Source organism: Treponema sp., from assembly GCF_052169735.1.
Classification (GTDB): domain Bacteria; phylum Spirochaetota; class Spirochaetia; order Treponematales; family Treponemataceae; genus Treponema.
The window spans coordinates 27,754-47,063 of record NZ_JBQNBW010000006.1 but is presented as its reverse complement, the minus strand read 5'-3'; the positions used below and the strand labels follow the sequence as shown (position 1 = coordinate 47,063).

Here is a 19,310-nt window from a genome sequence, read left to right as displayed (position 1 = left end):
CCAGTTATGATCACCGTAAAGAATGTCAGTAAAATATATCGAGTAGCACAAAAAGAAGAAGGTCTGAAAAATGCTTTTAAGGGATTATTTCGTCGCCGTTATAAAGAAATTGAAGCCGTAGCTGATGTTAGTTTTGAAATACTGGACAGCGAGATTGTCGGATTGATTGGTCTTAATGGGGCTGGAAAAACAACGATATTAAAAATGCTGTCCGGTCTTATTAAACCGTCATCCGGTACGAGTGTCGTTAATGGTTTTGATCCCTGGAAAAAAGAAAACGATTTTTTAAGAACCATCAGCTTTTTAATGGGGAATAAGAGTCAATTATCCTGGGATATACCTGCCGTAGATTCCTTTCGATTGGAAGCTGCACTATATGACATAGCAAATGATACATTTGAAAAAACATTAGCAAACCTGTCTTCGCTGCTGCATGTGACGGAGTTACTTACTACGCCAGTCAGAAAGTTATCCTTAGGAGAGCGGATGAAGATGGAATTTATTTTGACCCTACTGCATCGCCCTAAAATAGTACTTTTAGATGAGCCTACTTTAGGATTGGATATTATTTCACAAAAAAATATTCGGAATTTTTTACGTGATTATCGGGATCGGGAGCATGCAATCATTATTATCACCAGTCATAATATGAATGATATTGATGATATTTGTGATCGTGTAATTACTCTCAATAAAGGTTCTATTCTTTATGATGGTGCCGTTGGTGCATTAAAAAGAAAGTATGATAATTATAGTATTGTAAAACTTATATTTGATAATTCTACCATTTTAGAAAACTTAACGGTTGCATTAAAAGATTTACCATTCGAGATGAAAAACCAATCAATAAATAAAGTAAGAGTAAAAGTACAAAATACCGCTATAGATTTAATTAAAACAAAAGTCATGAAAATAGAAGGAGTGCGAGAGTTTTCCATAGAGCCTTTATCGTTTGAATCAATTCTAGAGATAATGCTAAATGAGGAACAATGATGACCTTCTTAAAAGCAGCGTTAGAAATTAAATGGAGTGAAGCAAGGGTTTACCGTGAAAACTTTTTAATTAATTTTATAGTAGGACTCTTTCCGCTTGTAATCAATATTTTCCTATGGAAAACCGTTTTTACAGTAAGAAACGGAACCATTGGCGGATATGACTTACAAAAAATGATTACGTATTTCTTGCTTGTATTTTTTATTGACTGCCTTACCAGTGCACGAAGTGTTGCTGTTGAGTTATCAGAAACAATCAGAAACGGCTTAATAAGCAATTTTATCTTAAAGCCTATCGGTTTTTTTAGATATTATTTTACAATATTTGCAGCAAATAAAGTAGTTTACTTTGTAAATATATGTATTCCTCTTATATTATTTATAGCGTTGATGCAAAATTTTTTATTTTTTTATTCACAGCGAATCATTTTATTTGTTTTATCAACAATTTTTGCAGGAATTTTGCATTTTTTAATATATTTGATTTTAGGATTATTGACAGTATGGATAGAAGAAATAAGTTCGTTACTTGATGTATGGAAAAATATCAGCTTTTTACTTGCAGGAGGGGCTTTTCCTTTATCAATGCTGCCAAGTAGTGTTTTTACTGTCATATCCTATTTACCGTTTAAGTATATGTTTTTTACGCCAATCAATTTATATCTGGGAAATCTATCAGTACAACAAACAAGTGTACAACTTGCATTGCAAATACTATGGATACTCATATTGATGGCTCTATTTTCTCTGCTTTGGAAAAAGGCAATGCGCGATTTTTCTGGATATGGAATATAGGAGATGTGTGATGAAATACATTCGCTTATATGTATCATTTTTAAGAATTAATTTGATACGAGAGTTTCAATTTAGAGTACATTTACTCTTTTATTTTGTTACGATAAGTACCGGCTTGTTCGCTAATATATTATTTTATCATTTTCTTTATGAATCTATTGACACCATAGCAGGCTGGACAAAATATGAAATTTTTATCTTAGTTGCCACAGTGATTATTATTAATTCTCTTTTTGGAGGTATGTTCTTTTTTAACTTGATCCGGATACCCCAAAAAGTAAAAACATATGACTTGGATTATCTACTTCTAAAACCGGTGAATACTATTTTTTATATATCGTGCCGCGATTTTAATGGAGGGCTCTTTTTAGGCAGTTTTTTTGGACTCGGCTTATTACTGTATTCAATAGTAAAATTAGGACTTCCTATAAAAATACAACTTATAATCGGCTATATTTTCTTGATTGGATGCAGCGTTTTACTGTTATATTGTATTTTATTTTTTATGATTACATTTTCATTACGATTTGTAAAGATAAACGGCTTAATCCAAATTTTTTGGTCAATAGTAGGTATTGGAAATAATCCGCATTCGATTTATCCTACAGTAATAAATTGCCTTGGTGTTTCTATAATCCCATCAATTATCATTTATAATTTTCCGGCAATTGCACTCACAGAAAATCATATATTTTGGGGATTAAATTTAATCAAAATGTGCTTATTTGCTTTTGTCATTACGATTTTATTTTTATATCTTGTTATTCGTTTTTTTTATAGGAATTTAACGCATTATTATACATAAAAGGACATAGATAAGATGAGAAAAGATGTTGATTGCCGTACGACGATTAGTCAAATAGAAAATATTCTTGCTGGAATCGGTCTAACATATTCGATTATTGAAAGGGAATGGTCAATAGTAGTTCAATGCCTAAACATCCCAAATGTATTTAAGCCGCACTTTTTTTAGCTGCTGTTTTCCTGTATACCAGTGGAGGTAAGCCATCGGGATTTACCGTCGTTACACGTTTCGTGTTGTAATAAGCAAACGTGTATCTCCAGACGATTGTCTTGACTTCCTCAACGGTCAGTTTTGTCGTATCAAGCTGATATATCTTTTCCTTTTTCAGCGTCGCAAACCAACTTTCTTGCATGGGAGTCAGCGGTATGTCCCTCAGCAGTGCTGCGGTATTTTTAGAATTGACGATACCGGCAATAAATGATAGAATTAGAGATATGATAATAGTTTCTGCTGCAACGGTTTTTCTTATTACCAGCATAATCTGCTTTATCTTCTTCGGAGTGCAGGTTTTTAAGCATAAAAAAGACACAGGCGCGATCAATGGTTACAATAAAGGTTTACTCATTATCTTGCTTTTGTTTGCAGCAGCCGGTATTTTACTGCATATGGTATCCGCTCCCTTTGTAACACTTGCATTCAGTACTCTGTGTCTGCTTTTGTTGGCTGTAATTGCTTCTGCCGATTCCCTACACAAAAAAGAATATGCTGCCCTTAAATTACAGCTGGAGCAGGTACAAGAAGAACTTATTGAAGCGCGGCGTCCGGATGAAACCTCTTTGCGGGCAAAAGAATTACTACCCGTCGGGAATACTTTTTTGATTAAAGCTGCCGAGGCAATCCGCCAAAAGCCGGATATTGCGGGCATTTTAGGATTTATCAATAAAATTATGATTGAACGTCTCTTTGCAGACGGCGGTGTTATCCTTACAATCGGGGAATTTGAAGATGTGCTGAGCGTCAAGGCCTATAGCGGTAACTACCCTCCGCCGTATAAGCTACCGGATGATGTTCCTCATAAGCAAGATAGGGTAGCAACTAATTTTAAGTATGCAGAATTTCCCCTCAATAATTCCTTTTTTGGGGAAGCTGTGCGGTCAGCAAAGCCGATGCTGATAGAGGATGCACGGAATGATGAGAGAATCGTGGTGAATGGCGAGGAACCCTTCCTCCAGCCAGGCTCTCTGCTTACGCTTCCAATGGTGTATCACGACACTGTTGCGGGACTTATTTCGCTTGCAAGAAGCCCTGAACGGGATCCTTTTACTGAATCCGATATAGAAATAGGAGAAATATTAACAAGTTATGCCACAGCAGCACTTAAATTAGTATATGATCTGCAGGAAGAAACGGAACTGCATACGATTGAAAATGAGACGGATATTGCAAGCCGCATTCAAAAAATATTGTTGCCTAAGAAACTTATCGACACAACAAAGCTGAATTTATCGGTTTTATTTAAGCCGGCACGAGGGGTATGCAGCGATTATTATGATATCATCCAAAATCAAAAGGATCGGCTGTTCTGTGTTACGGCGGACGTTACCGGTAAGAGTATCCATGCCTGTATCGTTATGGCGATGATACGCTCACTTCTCTACCTTATTACCAATACTGTGCAAACAACACAAGGAGTTTTGGATATTTTGAACAAGGGAATTACCGGTAAAATTTCGATAGACCACTATGCAAGCGTATCGTTATTGGCGTATATTCCTTCGGAAAAATCAATTGAATATGTCAATGCCGGTACCCACTCCCTGTTACTGTGGAAGAATAAAACAAAAAAACTCACCCGGATTGAGCAAAAATCAGATCCTATCGGTGTTGACAGTAAGTCAGTTTATACAGCGAAGAAAATCCCGGTTGAGCAGGGCGATATTGCCGTGCTATTTACAGATGGTATCGTAGAAACACTGAATGAGCATGGAGAACCATTCGGGTTAAAAGCGCTTGCTGAACTGTTGGTTGATTATGCAAAACTACCGGCAAAAGAAATAACTGCGAAGATTGATAAGCAGATAAAGGCATTTATAGGTAAAACATTACCCCATGATGATCAAACTGTAATGATCATTAAGATAAAGTAAATACGGAGGAGAACCGAATATGGAGCTAAAAATTCGGAAAAACAAAGAGGTGTACATTATAGATGTGAGCGGCGAGATGGATTTATACAATTCGTATAAGCTGAAAGACCTCATTGCTAAAATGATAGAACGGCAGGTTAAATGTATTGTCCTCAATCTTGAAGAGGTGGAGTATATCGATTCTTCCGGTATCGGTGCATTGATCTATATTTGCTCAACCTTAAAGAAGAAGAACTTGCAATTATATATCACAAATATTCATGGTTCAGTAAAAAAGGTTATCGAATTAACAAAGTTAATGGGCTTTTTCCCTATAACAAATAGCTTAGAAGAAGCGCTGCAGAAATTAGCGGATAGTCAATAGGAGGAGCGTTTCTATGATCAAAGAATTACGTGTTGATGGAAAAGACCCCTTATTCGACAAAACCGGTATGCTGTATAAGGAATTTCCTTCGGATTTTCGGCAAATCCGTTACTTTACCCTATTGATTGTACAATCTGCTCCGCTGGAAATTAAAGGTATTAACCTTTTGGAACAGCAAATTAGTGAAATCATCAAAAATGCGGTAAAGCATGGTAATAAATGTGATCTTTCAAAAAAGGTAAAAATATGGTATGAATTTGACTCTGAGCATGCTCATCTTATTGTTGAAGATGAAGGTGAAGGGTTCAAAGACCTTGAGAAATGGAATGAGTTTAATAAAAAACGGCTCGAATGCTTGCATAATCAAGATTTTACCAATTTGGAAGCATACGTTTCTTTTAGAACAACCATGAGCGATGATAATGACGGCGGGAATGCGCTGTTTGCCGCACTCGAATATTGGAACGGCGGATTTATATTCGGCGATAAACGTAATTCCATTGCTATGCAGAAACTCTATTCTAAAAAACGGCATGGTATTGCAATAGAATAATCAAGACACCGAGTTGCTGCACCGGAGTATGATCGTTCTCATAGGTACTGCTGCCGCGGCTTTAATGCCCTCATGGTAGGTACAGAAAGCGGTATTCTGTATGAATTAAAGCCCAGGCATTTCGATGATATGATCGGCAAGGTATACTGCTTCATCTCGGTCATGGGTAACGTAGATTGCTGTGTACCGCATATCCTGTTGATGTTTTTTGAGTTCGGCACGGAGTTTGACTCTCAACGGAGTATCTAAGGCGGAGAGCGGTTCATCAAATAACACAGCGAGCGGCTGTACTGCAAGCGTGCGGGCAAGGGCAACTCGCTGCTTTTCTCCCCCAGAAAGACCTTCGATACCCCTCTTTTCCATGCCGGTTAGTCCGAGGCGCTCAAGCCATAGGGCAGCAACCCTCCTGCTTTCTCTTTTGGAACTTCCTTGAGAAATTAAACCATAGCCGATATTATCTTCCACAGAAAGATGCGGGAACAATGCATAATCCTGAAATACCATCCCGATACTGCGCTGTGCTGCCGGTATCCCGGTAATATCGATCCCGTTCAATAGTATTTTTCCCGAATCGGGAGGTAATAGTCCGGCAATCATTTTGAGAATAGTAGATTTACCGCAGCCGGAGGGACCAAGTAAGGCAAGGGTTCCAGCTTTCTTCACAGAACAGGACAGTGTGATACATTTTGTTCCTCGGTACTTTGTTAAATTTTGCAGACAGAGAAAATGCTGATCACCGCCCTTTTTTTCTCTAGTAATTGCCTGAGTATGCAAGGCATCCGATCGATTTGCCCGGTGGTGAAACAGCATCATACAGACTCCTTCACAGTATCTTGTACAAAAAAGAGAAATCCTGTTATCATCGCCAAAATAACCGCAATACCTGCACTTTCCGTAAAGCGGTATGAGCCTGCAAACCGGAACAACATCAGCGCTAAATTTTCAAAATTTGGGATATGCAGCAAAATCGGTAGAGAGGCATCCCCTGCACTGATAGCAAAAACGCAGCAAAATGCCGATACAATACCTGTTTTACATAAGGGAAGTACAGTACGGAAAAAAGCTTCACTGCGGGATGCCGACAGGATAAAAGCGGCATCAAGGACTGAATGCGGAATTTTAGCAAGACTCGCTTCTATTTGCGCCCAAGCAAAAGGCCACGCAAGCGAGCTTTGTGCAGCAATAAGCAAAAAGGGAGACGGCGCTGCATCGAGCCGGAGCCATCCTGAACCGATAACAATGGAAGAAACAGTAAAAGGCAAAAAAGGAAGGCTTTTCAACCAATGCAGCCGGGTGAAAACACTGATGGCGGCAAACAAAAGGGCTGCAAGCACCGACATTGCGGCTGTTCCAATACCGGTTTGCACTGTATTCTTTAGCGCATACCAAAAGGCTGGACGTTGTATAATCTGCTGCCATGCTTTCAACCCGGCATACTGCGGCAGACACGACTGCGCGGCTCCTCCGGTTGTAGAAAACGAATACGCAAGCAAGGAAAACAACGGTAATATTAAACAACAGCCGATGATGCAAACTAAGCAGCAAAACATGAGTTTTTCAAGTTTGCCGCATATACGGGTTCTAGTACGAAGGTATTGGGCATTGTCAGTATGATCGGCAGTTCGGCTCCGTAAATAGGCATACAGCCCAACAGCTGCTGCTGCAATCACTGTTTCAATTAGCGCAATCCAGGCTGCCGCCTGTGCGTGTATCTCTCTGCGAACGGTTTGATACAGCTCTACTTCAAGCGTTGTAACCCCGAGCCCTCCCAAGAGGAGGATAATCACAAAGCTGAAAAAACAGTACAAAAATATAATCACAAATGAGGCAAAAAACGGCACTTTGAGCGCCGGAAAAATAATTGTCCGAAAGATATGGAGGGGCGATGCTCCTAAGAGACAGGCTGCTTGCTCCGGTTCTTCCGGTAATTTTTCCCAGGCAACGGCAACAGTCCGCATCGTGATAGGGAAGTTATAAAAACTATGCACGAGCAGCACACCGCCCATCGAGTATAAAAAGGTACCGATAGAAACCGTATCCGCTGAAAACTGAGCTAAGAGGCGGTTCAGCATTCCGTTTTTTCCAAAAAACAGGATAAATGCAAGAGCAATCACCACCGGCGGCACACTCAAAGGGATTGCTGAAAGAGCAAGTAGAAACTTTCTGCCGAAAAACTTGCGGCGGGCACAAAAAAATGCAGCGCACAATCCGATGCAGCCGGCTCCTGTTGCAGATAGGAAAGCCTGCACTATGGTAAAGATAGCAACCCTCAGGATAGAACGCAAGGCTGTTTCGGATAATCCGGAGTTAAACACCGGCAGCACTGCTGCACCCATCGGGATAAAAAACGCCGCAAGCACTGCACAAAAGGCACAAGCACTGCTAATAATCAGCAGGTATCGGGTGTACCGCATCGGGGGTGGTGATTATTTACCGAGCACCGACATGATTGAATCTGCAACCGCTTCTGCTTCGGTTCCTGAAAGGTTTAAAGATTTTTCCGGCATCGGTACGCTTTTAAAAGATTCCGGCAAGGCTGTTTTTGTATTCACAGGGTACATCCACTGTGTTTCGGGCAATACTTCCTGTGCACTCTCGCTCAGCATGAAATCGACAAAAGCTTGTGCCGCAGCCCGGTGAGGCGCATTTTTTACTACACCCATACCTTCAAGGGCAATCATATTTCCTTCTGGAAAAACCAATGCCTGATAGCGGTCTGTTTTATCATAACGGATATGGTACGCCATGCTTGTAGTATAGCTTACAGCGAGCGGAGCTTCTCCAGCGGTAAAAAGTCCATACCCTGCACTCCACGAATGACTCATCGTTAAAATCGATGGGGCAAGCCGCTTCCAGTATGCAAGATAGTTATTTCCGTACACTGCTTTTGTCCATGCAGCAAAGCCTAAACCGGGAGCGCTGGTACGGGGATCCATGATAACAAGGCTCTTCGCGTATTCCGGTTTGGTTAAGTCTTCCAAAGAGTGCGGAGCAGGCAATTTTGATTGGGTGTCATACATAATTGCAAAATAGCCCCAGTCGTATGGGGTCAACAAGTTGTCTTCGGTCATAATAACCTGCTGCGGCACTGCTTTGTCTAAATTAGGAGAGGTATACGGCTCCAACACAGCGGCGCTGCGTGCCTTATCGGTGAGAAATGCGTTAATGCCCACCAGCACATCGGCACGCGGATTTTTTTTCTCTGCAATGGCTTTTGAAAGTACCGCTCCTGAATCTTCACAGACTACATATTGTACCGTATAGCCTGTTTGTTCATTGAACCTTTTTGCAATTTCTGCACCGGGTCCCCATTTTGAAGCAAAGGAGTCATAGGTATAAACGACTACTGTTTTTTCGGCAGTATCAGTTTTTCCGCCTGCAAAAGCGGTTGAAGGCAGTATGATTGAACATACAATAAACAAAAAGAAATAAAGACGTAATTTCATTATTCCCTCCGCCGGCATTATCCGGATCAGGTATCAGACATCCATACGGACATCTGTTGCGGGTATGCTCTCAGCACAGAATAAAAAAACGTAGTATCTCTAAAGATACATTGCCGCATTCATTATTCCGGCACCCCATAAATATTTCCGCATAGTAGTATATTCTGAGAAAAAATGCAAGCTCAACATACCGCGGTGGTGTAATGTATTTTTGTATAAGAAAGCCGCTGTGGTTGCTCTATAGTATCAACATTGCTCCAGTGAGGATAAACACCGTGGTAATAAACAAAATACCGAGCACTTTTCCCATAAATTTCAGCCATGTTCGGTACTCTACCCCGCTGATTGCTATACCGCCCATCACAACACCGCTTGTCGGCGTAAAAAGATTCAGTAAACCCGAAGCTGAGGTGAAAATCATTACCATAACAGCAGGATTATGATTAAGTTTATACGCCAGCGGTCCCATAATCGGCATTGATACGGTTGCGAGTCCCGAACTGGAAGGAATAACAAAGGATAGCAGCCCATATAATAGATAGAGAACCGGAGCAAAAATACCGGCAGGCATTCCTTGCAGCGCTTGAGCGGCATGTTCTAAGATATACTTGTCCAGACCTGTCTGCCCCATGAGTACGGATGCACCCCGCGCGACAGCAATAACAAAAATAACACTCATCACACCTTGAGAGCCTTCGACAAAAGCTTCTACCGTGTCGCGTTCGGAGAGTCTGTTAATCACACTGATCACAATAGCCATCAGAAAAAACCACATTGCCAGTTCGCCGAACCACCAGCTGCCAAGCGGGGTATCGGTTAAAAAGGCAGACCAGCTGTCAAAACAGGTAATATGAAATTTTGTCCATGGAACCACGCCAATCACCATCACTGCAAATGAAAGAGCTACGATGAACATTGTTATCTTCATTCTGGCGGTAAAAATAGGGGCATCGGCTGTTGCAGCTGTATTGAATTTTTCTTGCATAATGCGCTGTTCATCTGTAGAAAGCAGCGTTGTGCCTTTATCTCGTTTTAGTTTTGCGGCATAAGACATAACAAACCAACATGCAATCACCAACGAAGTAAGCCAAATCACCGTTCCAAGCATAATAACGATACCGGTATTCACTTCCGCAGCAATACCGAGTTCACGGCAGCTCTTATTGATACTATCGACTGCGATACCCGGCGCAAAAGGATTTACGGTTGAACCGATAACGCCGACACCGGAACCGAGTAATACCGTTGCCGCTCCTACGAGTGAATCAAAGCCTGCAGCAATCATCGTTGCGGTAATCAGACTGTAAAAGGCGATCGTTTCTTCCGCCATACCGAATGTGGTGCCGCCGATAGAAAACAGCAGCATAAGGATAGGAATCAGCACCAATTCCCGTCCTTTGAACCGCTTTACCAACTGCGCAATACCGGCATTGAGCGCTCCCGTTTTAGTAACCACATTAAAAAAACCGCTGAGCACCATAATGAAAAAACAAACATCTACTGCATCAGCAAAACCATTGTACGATGCCATCACAATAGTACCCAAAGTTGCGTTTCGCACCTCCGGGATAATCCATGTCAGTACAGCGAGTGTGAAAAGAATGAAATAAAGAATAGAGAATGCTGAAAGCGCTGTCCGCTTCTTTTTAGAGCGCATGGTCATGCCCTCTCCTTTACAACACACCCTTGTGCGGTAGTGTAAGCGCCGCAGCTTCGTTCAGCACCGTCTGCGGCACTAATCAAGCGTTTTTTCTTCATACCGAATCTCCTTGAGACTTCCGGTGTTCCACACACGCAAGCAACAAACCAGCCACAGCTTATCATGTTCATTACACCGACAATTTTAGCAGTATACTCATCATCGGCGTATTTAACAAGTAATTAATAATCCCGACGCTGCAGCCGGCTTTAATACCCTTTGTTACGACGCGGCATGTGAGCATTAACCTGCTGCACGCATAAACAACTCAGGAGCAGCGCGGGGTACAACGCTCAATTATTCGCCCCGTATAGACTTTCGGCACGGGATATTTTCGCTGACAAATGTACTTTCCATTGACTGCCTGTATTCTGCAGAGATACTTACAGTAGTTTTATCTGTTTGCTCTGATAAGCTGATTCCCGCCCGCCTACACAGTAATTCCGCACTCATTGCGCGGCTTACCGTATTGGGACTTTCAATACTGATACCGGCAGCAGCCCTCCCCGCCCGTGCACAGTGTTCAAGATCAAGCCCATACATAAAGCCCCATACCAGTCCGGCGAACAGACCATCACCCGCACCGGTCATATTTACCGGCTGCAGCTGTTCCGGAGGCAGTACAAAGCGGCGGCTGGCATCAGCACAAAAAATACCGCGGCTTCCAAGCGATAAAAAGAGCTGCCGTACCCCCCGCTGCAAAAATACATCGGCAATCCGGTGCAGCGATTCGTCTACGCTTTCGTCTCCATCGCTGCCGGATTCATCGCTGAGAGAAATTCCCGTCAAAAACTCGGCTTCCAGCCTATTAGGCTTTATCGTATGAATAAACGGCAGCAAATCCCGTATTTTTGCAGCCTTCGTTACCGAAACAGGGTCGATAAACAAGGGGACAGTGCAGTGTTCAGCTAAAAAGGCGAGTGATTCTTGAGGAATATTGGTGTCGGCAATACAGACCGCAGCATAATTGATAAGCGCAAGCTGCGTTGCAAGGTATTCTGGTGTCAGCATATCATACAGCCGCATATCAGAAACAGCCAGCTGCATTTCTCCTCCAGGATCATGGAGAGACAGATACACAGATGTTGTATAATCGGTGCATATTTTTGCTGCAGAAATATCGATTCCTGCCTGAAGGCAACCGGTTTTAATCAGCCCCGCATAGGGATCATCGCCAAACGCGGTAATAAAGCGCACCGGTACACCAAGACGGGCAAGGTTCTCTGCGATATTCCGTGCCACACCGCCCGGCGAAAAACGGACAATACCGGGGTTAGAATCACCCGGAATTAAAGCTGCCGATGCAATACCTGCAATATCAATATTTGCTCCGCCGATAACGGCTGCATACGACACCGCATCTTCGGAGCAAGAACAACAGGATGCTGAGTTCAAACGTGAGTTTTTAGAGACGGCCATCGTACCGCTTAACCTTTTTGGTTGTAGTCATTTCCAGCGGTGTATCCAAAAGCGTAATCTTCGTTATCCGCTGATACGGCAGCAGATTTTTATTCACAATTTCGACAATCTCTTCTATCTTTTTATAAGCAGCGCTGTCGCCCGCCGATGTACCTCGATCAAAATTGAGCGTTTTATACAGTTCATCTGTAGGATATACCAGCACTTCAATTTCCTCGCTGGTTAAATCAGCTGCCGGGTGGTATCCCATGACAGTGATTTGCTCAATATCATTGTAATACATCTGGAATGCGTTTTCTATTTCTTCAGGGTATACATTCTTGCCGCCTGATGTAACGATGAGATTTTTTGCACGACCGCATAGATACAGGTATTTCTCGCTGTCAAGCCAGCCGATATCTCCGGTACGGAACCAGCCGTCTTCAGAGAGGACTTCAGCTGTTTCTTCCGGCATATTGTAGTAGCCTTGCATAATCATCGGTCCTTTTGCACAAATCTCCCCGCGTCCGTTTTCATCAGGATCAAGGATTTTCATCTCCATATAAGGATGGAAATAGCGCCCAACGCTCTCGATTTTAAAGTGGTCTTTCGGATTTAACGCAATAATCGGTGAAGTTTCGGTTAAGCCGTACCCTTGCACAAAGTCGATTCCAAACTCGTTATATGCCCGGAAAACTTCTTTTGAAAGCGGTCCTCCGCCTGAAATTGCAATACGCAGCGTAGTAAGATTTGCCTTTTCCAGCACGCTTTTAAAGAGCGTTTTTCCGATATTTTTTCCTGTTGTCTTTTTGACAAGATATGAGATAGCCATCAAAAAGCGGATAATACCGTACACAATAATTCCCTTGCTGCGTACTCCTTTCATAATACCGGCAAGCAGTTTATTAAAGAGAAGCGGAACACCGAGCAGCATGGTGATCTTTCCTTCTTTTAACTCGTGCAGCATACGCGAGACTGCAATAGATTTACCGAATACAATCTCCGCACCGACAGAAATAGATTCGATGAATACGGCAACCATTGTATAGGAATGATGCAGCGGCAATAAGGCATAGAAGACATCGGTTTCAAAAATGCTTAAATTCAATTGGGCAATATAACAATCCGAAACAATGTTTTTGTGAGATAGCATAACACCTTTCGGATGCCCCATCGTTCCAGAAGTAAACAAGATTGCAGCCGTGTCGTTTTCCTGCAGCGGAATATATGTAGAAAGAGGTTTTGCATCCAAATGACGCATAAAACGATCCTGATATTTTGCACTGAGGGAATACACCTCGCCTATAAAGGATTGCTTTTTTGATTCTTCTAAAAAGTAAGGATATTTTTCTTCATCAACAAAAAAGAAAAGAGGAGCTGCTGTTTCTAAAAGAGATACGATTTCGTAATCGTGTAGTCCATAATCAATTGGAATGATGATACCGCCCGCATACAGAACACTAAGGTAAACAATAGCCCATTCCGAAGAATTTTTACCGGAAACAGCGACATGGGTTCCTTTTTTTACCCCATGAGCAGTCAGCCATCCTGCTAATTTTTGTATCGCAGCGAGTGTTTGGCTGTAAGTAAGCGTAATACGGTCAGGCTCAAAAACCGTCAAGCAATTCCGGTCAGGAAAGCGCTCTACCGTTATTTCAAACATCTCCGGCAGAGTCGGCCATTCGCCGGTAAATTTTTTGCCTCGCCAAGAATCTAAAAAAGCCCACGGTGTTTTCCGTACTTCATCCATAATGCAACTCCTTTCTCAAATTGCAATTTTATTCTATTTTTAGTATAACTATTTTACATGATTTGGAAAGACTTACGGCGTTTTTTCTCCGTTGTATTACTTGTGTGCTGCATCCTAACTGCATTGACAGCGGAACAGCAATACGGGCAATCTGAACGGATACATTTGGTGACTCACGCCCTCACCTATCTCGGTACCCCATACCGCTACGGCGGACGCTCTATCAAGGGAATGGACTGCTCCGGTTTTGTGTCCTGCAGCGTTGCAGCTATCCTTGATCTGAAGATACCCCGTAGCTCTGCTGCCATTGCTGAATATACCAAAAGAATAACCGATGCCGAAATTCAGCCCGGCGATTTACTCTTTTTTAAAACAACCAGCCGTATATCCCATACAGGAATATATATCGGCGGCGGGAAATTTATTCATTCCGCATCGGATGGTCCACACACAGGGGTCATTATTTCAAACATTCAAGAATCCTATTGGAAGAAAACCTACCGTTTTGCAGGAAGCATCCTCAAACCGGAGGAGATTTTTTTTGCTGAATCAGCTATTCCATTTTTTTCACGGACACAAGAAAATTGCCCTCTTAATCCCGTTATAGAAAAAGTGATTTCGGAAGCAGTACAAAAAGTACCGAAAAAATCATAGAACAGCTGAAACAGCTTTTTCATTATTTCAATACTAGACCTATTCGATAACTGCGTTTTCGAATAGGTCGACGAGTTCTAAATCACGCAAATGGCACGATTTAGAACATCGCATTTCAAGGTAACCTGTTCAGAAACGGAAGTTTCCGAACAGGTTTACTTAAGGAGTTTATTACTATGCATACGTTATCGCATCATAATCAGCGGCTGCATTCCCAGCCATTTCAAGTACGGCTGCCGATACGCCGGTTTATCGGACTTATCATCAGCTGCTGCGCCGTTTTCAGCATTGCTGCTTGCTCTTCTTCTGCTCATATCGTCATTCGGGATAAGGCCGACTACAATCTGACGGTTGAATTTGCTGCAAGCAGCCTCCTCGAAAAGAATATTACCCATCTGCTCAAACAAAAAGATGAGCACAGCGAGGGAATTTCCATTTTTAATGCACAGGAGCTCAAAGACTCGCTGACTGCAGCGGGGATTAAAGTAACCGGTATTACCCTCCGCGGCGCTATGAGCTTACGGATTGCTGGTACTGTACCGGGCAATCATAAAACACTCAAGCGTTTTATCAGTTATGACCGGAAAAACAAGCGCACAACCCTCCGCATTTCATCCGAAAGTATTGCATCGTTTCTCACGAGTCTGCCGCAGGACAGTAAAGATTTTATCGATATGCTCATGGCGCCGCTGTTTACCGGTGATGCGCTCAGCCCTGCAGAGTATGAAGAACTGATCGGCTCTGCATACGGAAAAAAGCTTGCAGCAGAACTCCGCAGTGCTGTCTTTACGCTCACCATTGATGTCCCGTATGCCGTACAAAATACGCAGATTACCCCTGCCGGTACCCTTACAATACAGAAGAAAACACCGGCAGGATCCCGTGCCATGGTAGAAATTCCCCTCATTGATCTGCTGTGCGCAGTTACCCCGATCGAAGTACAGCTGTAAATACCGCACACCGATACCGGAGGAGCACAGATGGCAAAAAGTAACTATGGGATAACCCCGTGGGGAGCATGGTTTTTACGGATGCTGGAAGCCTATAATAGCGGCGGTAGGGTTTCACGGGGAAAAAGCTATGCAAATATCGGCAAGGTGGATTCCCTAACTATTACAGGAAATAAGGTTGCTGCCCGCGTTGCCGGGCATTATGATCCGTGGTATTACATCACCCTTACCTTTCCGCCGGTTTCTGCTCCAAACCGGAAAAAGATCGAAAAGATTTTAGCAAGCTATCCTGCCGACTGCCTTGCCTTAGAAAACGGCGTTATGACAGAACGGCTCGTAGCCGCATTTGAAGCAAAGGATATCCGGTTTATTCCCCGCCGTCAGAGCTTACTTGAAAGTGACTGCACCTGCCCGGACAGCGCCCGGCTGTGCAAACACATTGCCGCGGTACTGTATATTCTTTCAAAAGAAATTGATAACGACCCGCGGCTCTTGTTCCAGCTTGCCGGCCTCGACTTGACTGAGCTGCGGAAAACGATCGGCGAAGCTGCTGAAACAACAGCGGCTCAAGCGGAAGACACGCCGGCAGCGGCTCATACAACAACCGGTAAAAAAAACTCCAATATAACCGATACAACCGCTGCGGCTTTTAGCGCTCCTACGGTATCCGCATCAATGCAGGATGCAGCGCGCAGCAGCTCCGGGTATGCCGAGATACCGGCTGCCGGCAATACCGGTACTGCACGTAAAACAGCTGCAAAAACCGAAGCGGCAGCCCAGCTGCAGTACGAACATCCGGTGCCGCTTTCGCTGCGCCGCTCCGATGAAGAGCCGGCAGAAACACCGACCGCGCTGCCTGCATTCCCAATAGAAGAATCTTTTTTCCCGCTTATTACCGCAATGCTGCCTCCCACAGCCCCCTTTTACAGCGGAGACTTGCCGGCAGCATTTAAAGAGCTGTATCACCGGCTGGCAGCCCGTCAAACCGAAGCATTTGACCGTCCGCTGGAGCAGCACATCCGTGCTATCATGGCAACACCGGACGGCAGCGCAGCAGCGGTACTCTGCGGCTCTAACCGGCTTTTATACACCCCGGTACGAATGGATACGGCTCCCCTTCCCCGCCGGAAAGAAAAAGAGCCTTCCTTTCCGCTGCACAAGAGCGGAAGGTTTCGCATCCTGCTCAAATGCCCCAATGGCACAGAAGCAGGCTTGACCCTCGCAGAATCGCTCAGCCTTTTCCGCGGAATTGTACCGGCAGCGGATTCACCTGCCGAGATGAAAGCCTTATACGCAGTACTCACCCTCGGTGAACGGCTTATCAGTGAGTCAGCGCTGATCCCCGCAGTCTTTCTTGATAAAAAAACACAACAGCTGAGCATATTCTGGAAACCGCTTACCTCAGCCCAAACAGTTTCAGACGCGATTGACCGCTGCGCACTCATGCTAACCGAAGGCTTTTTTCCGCAGATACTGCAGTGGGGCAAGCGCTACTGTACCGAACTGCTGTTGACGGCTCTTCTCACTGAATATGTCCGCTCCGCAGGTTTTATGCCTTCCGGCATACGTGCTGCTGAACAGGAAATTGCTGCTCTCTTTTTCCGGGGCGCGCAGATTGACACCCGCAGCCCCGGCAATCATCGGCTCCCCGCGGCAATTACCCAATGGCTTGCCGCATTGCAGTACAGCAACAATAGGCTCCGATTCCGGCTCATCTTAGAAGAAGCAGCACAGGCTGATTTTAAAATATCCGCCGAAGTAAGCCGCCCGGACGAACCGGAGACGGGATTTGTTCCTTTTTCCCGTATAAAGCATTCTGGCGAAACCGGCAGTAAAACCGTACAATTTGTACTCAGCCTTTCAGCATATCTTCCGCAATTAATGGGCTTACTCGATCAAAAATGGGTTCCGCTTACGCAAGAAGAAACCGCGCTTTTCTTACGCACTGCCGCCCCGCTCCTTTCCCGGTTCGGTATTGAAGTCATCGTCCCCAAAAGCCTCCAGCGGACACTCAAACCGAAACCCGTGTTTCAAATCAAAAAAACAAAAGGCACCGGTGCGGTACAATCATATCTCAGCCTCGAAAGCCTGACCGACTACGACCTCAGCATTATGCTCGGCGATACGGTAATCAGCATTGCTCAATTCAAAAAACTGATGCAGCACAGCACGGGGCTGGTAAAATTCAATGACCGGTATCTCCTTGTCGATCCAGAATACACGGCTCATCTTCTTGAAACAATGCAGGATGAAAAGCCGACCATCCATGATATTATCCAAGGAACACTGACGGGCAATACGGTAACGGAAGACGGTGCGCCGTTTTCCTATTCGCTGTTCAGAGAAACAGATACAGCCATACCGGCAGGGCTGCAAGCAGAACTGCGCCCTTATCAGAAAAAAGGATTTCAGTGGCTGTACTCCACGATCAAAAGCGGCTTCGGCTGTCTGCTCGGCGATGATATGGGGTTGGGAAAAACACTGCAGGTGATCACCCTTATTTTAAAACTGAAAGAACAGGGCTTTGCGCACAGCGGTATTCTTATTGCAGCTCCGGCAAGCCTTTTACCCAACTGGGAACACGAAATTAAGAAATTTGCACCGGATTTACGCTGTGTTATCCTCCACGGGCAGGGGCGGAGGTTTTCATCCAAGGCGGATATCCACATTACCACATACCAAACCCTGCAGCGGGATGCAAAAAAACTGGCAGAAAGAACCTTTGACTGTCTAATCATTGATGAAGCACAGGCAGTTAAAAACACGCAAACAAAAAATGCTCAAGCCTTGCGGCAGCTGCACGCAGCATCCAGAATCGCTATGACGGGTACACCTGTGGAGAACAGTCTGGAGGATATGCGCGCCCTTTTTGACTTTATCATTCCCGGTTACCTCGGCTCTGCAGAAACATTCCGGAAAAAGTGGCGCATTCCTATTGAGCTGCACGGAGATACCGGCACAGCGGAAAACTTTCAAAAAATAACAGCGCCGTTTTTACTCCGCCGCCTTAAAACCGATCCGGCGGTTATCTCCGATCTGCCGGAGAAGGTTATCAGCCCGCAGTACTGCCGGCTGAGTCCCGAACAAGCGGCGTTGTACGAAAGCCTCATTCAAACACAGCTGGGCGATGTGCTGAAAGCGGATGGCGGGTTACAGCGGAATGCCCTGATGCTCAAACTGCTCACAGCGCTCAAACAGGTATGCAATCATCCCCATGTCTATGACACAAGCCTTCCGGCAGATACTGCGTTGTCAGGAAAGACGGCAGCCCTCATACAGCTCTTAGCGGAAATTTTGGAAACAGGGGAAAAGGTACTGATTTTTAGCCAGTACACGCAAACCCTCTTTCTCCTCCAGCAGCTGATACGGCAAGAACTCAACACCGAATGTCTTTTATTGCATGGGCAGATGCCGCTGCATACACGAAAAGCTGCGGTTGACACCTTTCAAACTGATCCGTCTCAGCGTATTTTTCTTATCTCGCTCAAAGCAGGCGGCACGGGACTCAATCTAACCGCAGCGAGCCGAGTTATTCACTTTGACCTTTGGTACAATCCGGCGATAGAAGATCAGGCAACAGACCGGGCCTTCCGTATCGGGCAGCATAAGACGGTTTTTGTTTCCCGCTTTATCTGTGCAGGAACGTTTGAAGAAAAAATCGACGCAATGATTCAGAAAAAGCGGCAGATTTCACGCATGACGGTCAAAAACGGCGAATCGTGGATTGCAAAAATGAGCAATAAGGAACTAACCGAGCTGTTCTCATAAATGCAGCAGCCCCCATTTCGACATTTACTACCGCTGCGGCTTGTGAATA

Annotated in this window: 16 protein-coding genes; 9 read left to right on the top strand and 7 right to left on the bottom strand. The window is 44.2% G+C overall.

All coding sequences use genetic code 11. The features are described from left to right. Positions 1 to 6 precede the first annotated feature (6 nt). Genes ACTTJ8_RS02035 through ACTTJ8_RS02025 form a run of 3 tightly spaced genes read left to right on the top strand, consistent with a single transcriptional unit; the run spans position 7 to position 2,592 of the window. Positions 7 to 993 carry an ABC transporter ATP-binding protein gene (locus ACTTJ8_RS02035; protein ID WP_442715497.1) on the top strand — a complete coding sequence of 329 codons (987 nt, stop codon included), beginning with the start codon at positions 7 to 9 and terminating at the stop codon, positions 991 to 993. Further along, the gene (locus ACTTJ8_RS02030) at positions 990 to 1,787 is read left to right on the top strand and encodes an ABC transporter permease (protein WP_442715498.1); all 798 of its coding nucleotides are present in this window, start codon (positions 990 to 992) and stop codon (positions 1,785 to 1,787) included. The genes ACTTJ8_RS02035 and ACTTJ8_RS02030 overlap by 4 nt, the downstream gene beginning before the upstream one ends. 10 nt (positions 1,788 to 1,797) lie before the next feature. Beyond that, complete coding sequence (locus ACTTJ8_RS02025; RefSeq protein WP_442715499.1) at positions 1,798 to 2,592, top strand: ABC transporter permease; 795 nt, start codon at positions 1,798 to 1,800, stop codon at positions 2,590 to 2,592. A gap of 148 nt (positions 2,593 to 2,740) precedes the next feature. Here the strand turns inward: ACTTJ8_RS02025 and ACTTJ8_RS02020 are convergent, their stop codons facing one another. Next, on the bottom strand, positions 2,741 to 3,070 hold the full coding sequence (locus ACTTJ8_RS02020; protein ID WP_442715500.1) for a hypothetical protein: 330 nt from the start codon (positions 3,068 to 3,070) through the stop codon (positions 2,741 to 2,743). On the opposite strand from ACTTJ8_RS02020, the gene ACTTJ8_RS02015 reads away from it, so the two are divergent. Genes ACTTJ8_RS02015 through ACTTJ8_RS02005 form a run of 3 tightly spaced genes read left to right on the top strand, consistent with a single transcriptional unit; the run spans position 3,027 to position 5,596 of the window. After that, positions 3,027 to 4,679 carry a PP2C family protein-serine/threonine phosphatase gene (locus tag ACTTJ8_RS02015; RefSeq protein WP_442715501.1) on the top strand — a complete coding sequence of 551 codons (1,653 nt, stop codon included), beginning with the start codon at positions 3,027 to 3,029 and terminating at the stop codon, positions 4,677 to 4,679. The two genes, ACTTJ8_RS02020 and ACTTJ8_RS02015, sit on opposite strands and share 44 nt — an antisense overlap. A gap of 19 nt (positions 4,680 to 4,698) precedes the next feature. Continuing rightward, positions 4,699 to 5,043 carry an STAS domain-containing protein gene (locus ACTTJ8_RS02010; protein WP_442715502.1) on the top strand — a complete coding sequence of 115 codons (345 nt, stop codon included), beginning with the start codon at positions 4,699 to 4,701 and terminating at the stop codon, positions 5,041 to 5,043. Between the two features lie 13 nt (positions 5,044 to 5,056). Beyond that, the gene (locus ACTTJ8_RS02005; protein ID WP_442715503.1) at positions 5,057 to 5,596 is read left to right on the top strand and encodes an ATP-binding protein; all 540 of its coding nucleotides are present in this window, start codon (positions 5,057 to 5,059) and stop codon (positions 5,594 to 5,596) included. Between the two features lie 105 nt (positions 5,597 to 5,701). Here the strand turns inward: ACTTJ8_RS02005 and ACTTJ8_RS02000 are convergent, their stop codons facing one another. The 6 genes from ACTTJ8_RS02000 to ACTTJ8_RS01975 form a co-directional block, all read right to left on the bottom strand. Beyond that, on the bottom strand, positions 5,702 to 6,409 hold the full coding sequence (locus ACTTJ8_RS02000) for an ABC transporter ATP-binding protein (RefSeq protein ID WP_442715504.1): 708 nt from the start codon (positions 6,407 to 6,409) through the stop codon (positions 5,702 to 5,704). Beyond that, positions 6,406 to 8,010 (bottom strand): ABC transporter permease, encoded by a 1,605-nt coding sequence (locus ACTTJ8_RS01995; RefSeq protein ID WP_442715505.1) that lies wholly within the window; start codon positions 8,008 to 8,010, stop codon positions 6,406 to 6,408. The genes ACTTJ8_RS02000 and ACTTJ8_RS01995 overlap by 4 nt, the downstream gene beginning before the upstream one ends. A 12-nt stretch (positions 8,011 to 8,022) precedes the next feature. Beyond that, positions 8,023 to 9,042 carry a thiamine ABC transporter substrate-binding protein gene (locus ACTTJ8_RS01990; RefSeq protein ID WP_442715506.1) on the bottom strand — a complete coding sequence of 340 codons (1,020 nt, stop codon included), beginning with the start codon at positions 9,040 to 9,042 and terminating at the stop codon, positions 8,023 to 8,025. A 238-nt stretch (positions 9,043 to 9,280) separates the two neighbouring features. Then, positions 9,281 to 10,705 carry a YfcC family protein gene (locus ACTTJ8_RS01985; RefSeq protein WP_442715507.1) on the bottom strand — a complete coding sequence of 475 codons (1,425 nt, stop codon included), beginning with the start codon at positions 10,703 to 10,705 and terminating at the stop codon, positions 9,281 to 9,283. Positions 10,706 to 11,038: 333 nt separating this feature from the next. Next, positions 11,039 to 12,136, bottom strand: a complete 1,098-nt coding sequence (locus tag ACTTJ8_RS01980; protein ID WP_442720180.1) for a carbohydrate kinase family protein — start codon at positions 12,134 to 12,136, stop codon at positions 11,039 to 11,041. Positions 12,137 to 12,146: 10 nt separating this feature from the next. Further along, complete coding sequence (locus ACTTJ8_RS01975) at positions 12,147 to 13,889, bottom strand: AMP-dependent synthetase/ligase (protein ID WP_442718398.1); 1,743 nt, start codon at positions 13,887 to 13,889, stop codon at positions 12,147 to 12,149. Positions 13,890 to 13,946: 57 nt separating this feature from the next. Between ACTTJ8_RS01975 and ACTTJ8_RS01970 the strand changes: the two genes are divergently transcribed. The 3 genes from ACTTJ8_RS01970 (at position 13,947) to ACTTJ8_RS01960 (ending at position 19,261) form a co-directional block, all read left to right on the top strand. Next, complete coding sequence (locus ACTTJ8_RS01970; RefSeq protein ID WP_442720179.1) at positions 13,947 to 14,543, top strand: C40 family peptidase; 597 nt, start codon at positions 13,947 to 13,949, stop codon at positions 14,541 to 14,543. A 176-nt stretch (positions 14,544 to 14,719) separates the two neighbouring features. Then, positions 14,720 to 15,493 (top strand): hypothetical protein, encoded by a 774-nt coding sequence (locus ACTTJ8_RS01965; RefSeq protein ID WP_442720178.1) that lies wholly within the window; start codon positions 14,720 to 14,722, stop codon positions 15,491 to 15,493. A 30-nt stretch (positions 15,494 to 15,523) separates the two neighbouring features. Continuing rightward, positions 15,524 to 19,261, top strand: a complete 3,738-nt coding sequence (locus tag ACTTJ8_RS01960; RefSeq protein ID WP_442720177.1) for an SNF2-related protein — start codon at positions 15,524 to 15,526, stop codon at positions 19,259 to 19,261. Positions 19,262 to 19,310: the final 49 nt, after the last annotated feature.

Excerpts from the sequence above, each read along its gene's own strand:
- ACTTJ8_RS02035 (WP_442715497.1), top strand. The coding sequence starts at position 7 with ATGATCACCGTAAAGAATGTCAGTAAAATATATCGAGTAGCACAAAAA.
- ACTTJ8_RS02030 (WP_442715498.1), top strand. The coding sequence starts at position 990 with ATGATGACCTTCTTAAAAGCAGCGTTAGAAATTAAATGGAGTGAAGCA.
- ACTTJ8_RS02025 (WP_442715499.1), top strand. The coding sequence starts at position 1,798 with ATGAAATACATTCGCTTATATGTATCATTTTTAAGAATTAATTTGATA.
- ACTTJ8_RS02015 (WP_442715501.1), top strand. The coding sequence starts at position 3,027 with ATGATAATAGTTTCTGCTGCAACGGTTTTTCTTATTACCAGCATAATC.
- ACTTJ8_RS02020 (WP_442715500.1), bottom strand. The coding sequence starts at position 3,070 with ATGCTGGTAATAAGAAAAACCGTTGCAGCAGAAACTATTATCATATCT.
- ACTTJ8_RS02010 (WP_442715502.1), top strand. The coding sequence starts at position 4,699 with ATGGAGCTAAAAATTCGGAAAAACAAAGAGGTGTACATTATAGATGTG.
- ACTTJ8_RS02005 (WP_442715503.1), top strand. The coding sequence starts at position 5,057 with ATGATCAAAGAATTACGTGTTGATGGAAAAGACCCCTTATTCGACAAA.
- ACTTJ8_RS02000 (WP_442715504.1), bottom strand. The coding sequence starts at position 6,409 with ATGATGCTGTTTCACCACCGGGCAAATCGATCGGATGCCTTGCATACT.
- ACTTJ8_RS01995 (WP_442715505.1), bottom strand. The coding sequence starts at position 8,010 with ATGCGGTACACCCGATACCTGCTGATTATTAGCAGTGCTTGTGCCTTT.
- ACTTJ8_RS01990 (WP_442715506.1), bottom strand. The coding sequence starts at position 9,042 with ATGAAATTACGTCTTTATTTCTTTTTGTTTATTGTATGTTCAATCATA.
- ACTTJ8_RS01985 (WP_442715507.1), bottom strand. The coding sequence starts at position 10,705 with ATGACCATGCGCTCTAAAAAGAAGCGGACAGCGCTTTCAGCATTCTCT.
- ACTTJ8_RS01975 (WP_442718398.1), bottom strand. The coding sequence starts at position 13,889 with ATGGATGAAGTACGGAAAACACCGTGGGCTTTTTTAGATTCTTGGCGA.
- ACTTJ8_RS01970 (WP_442720179.1), top strand. The coding sequence starts at position 13,947 with ATGATTTGGAAAGACTTACGGCGTTTTTTCTCCGTTGTATTACTTGTG.
- ACTTJ8_RS01965 (WP_442720178.1), top strand. The coding sequence starts at position 14,720 with ATGCATACGTTATCGCATCATAATCAGCGGCTGCATTCCCAGCCATTT.
- ACTTJ8_RS01960 (WP_442720177.1), top strand. The coding sequence starts at position 15,524 with ATGGCAAAAAGTAACTATGGGATAACCCCGTGGGGAGCATGGTTTTTA.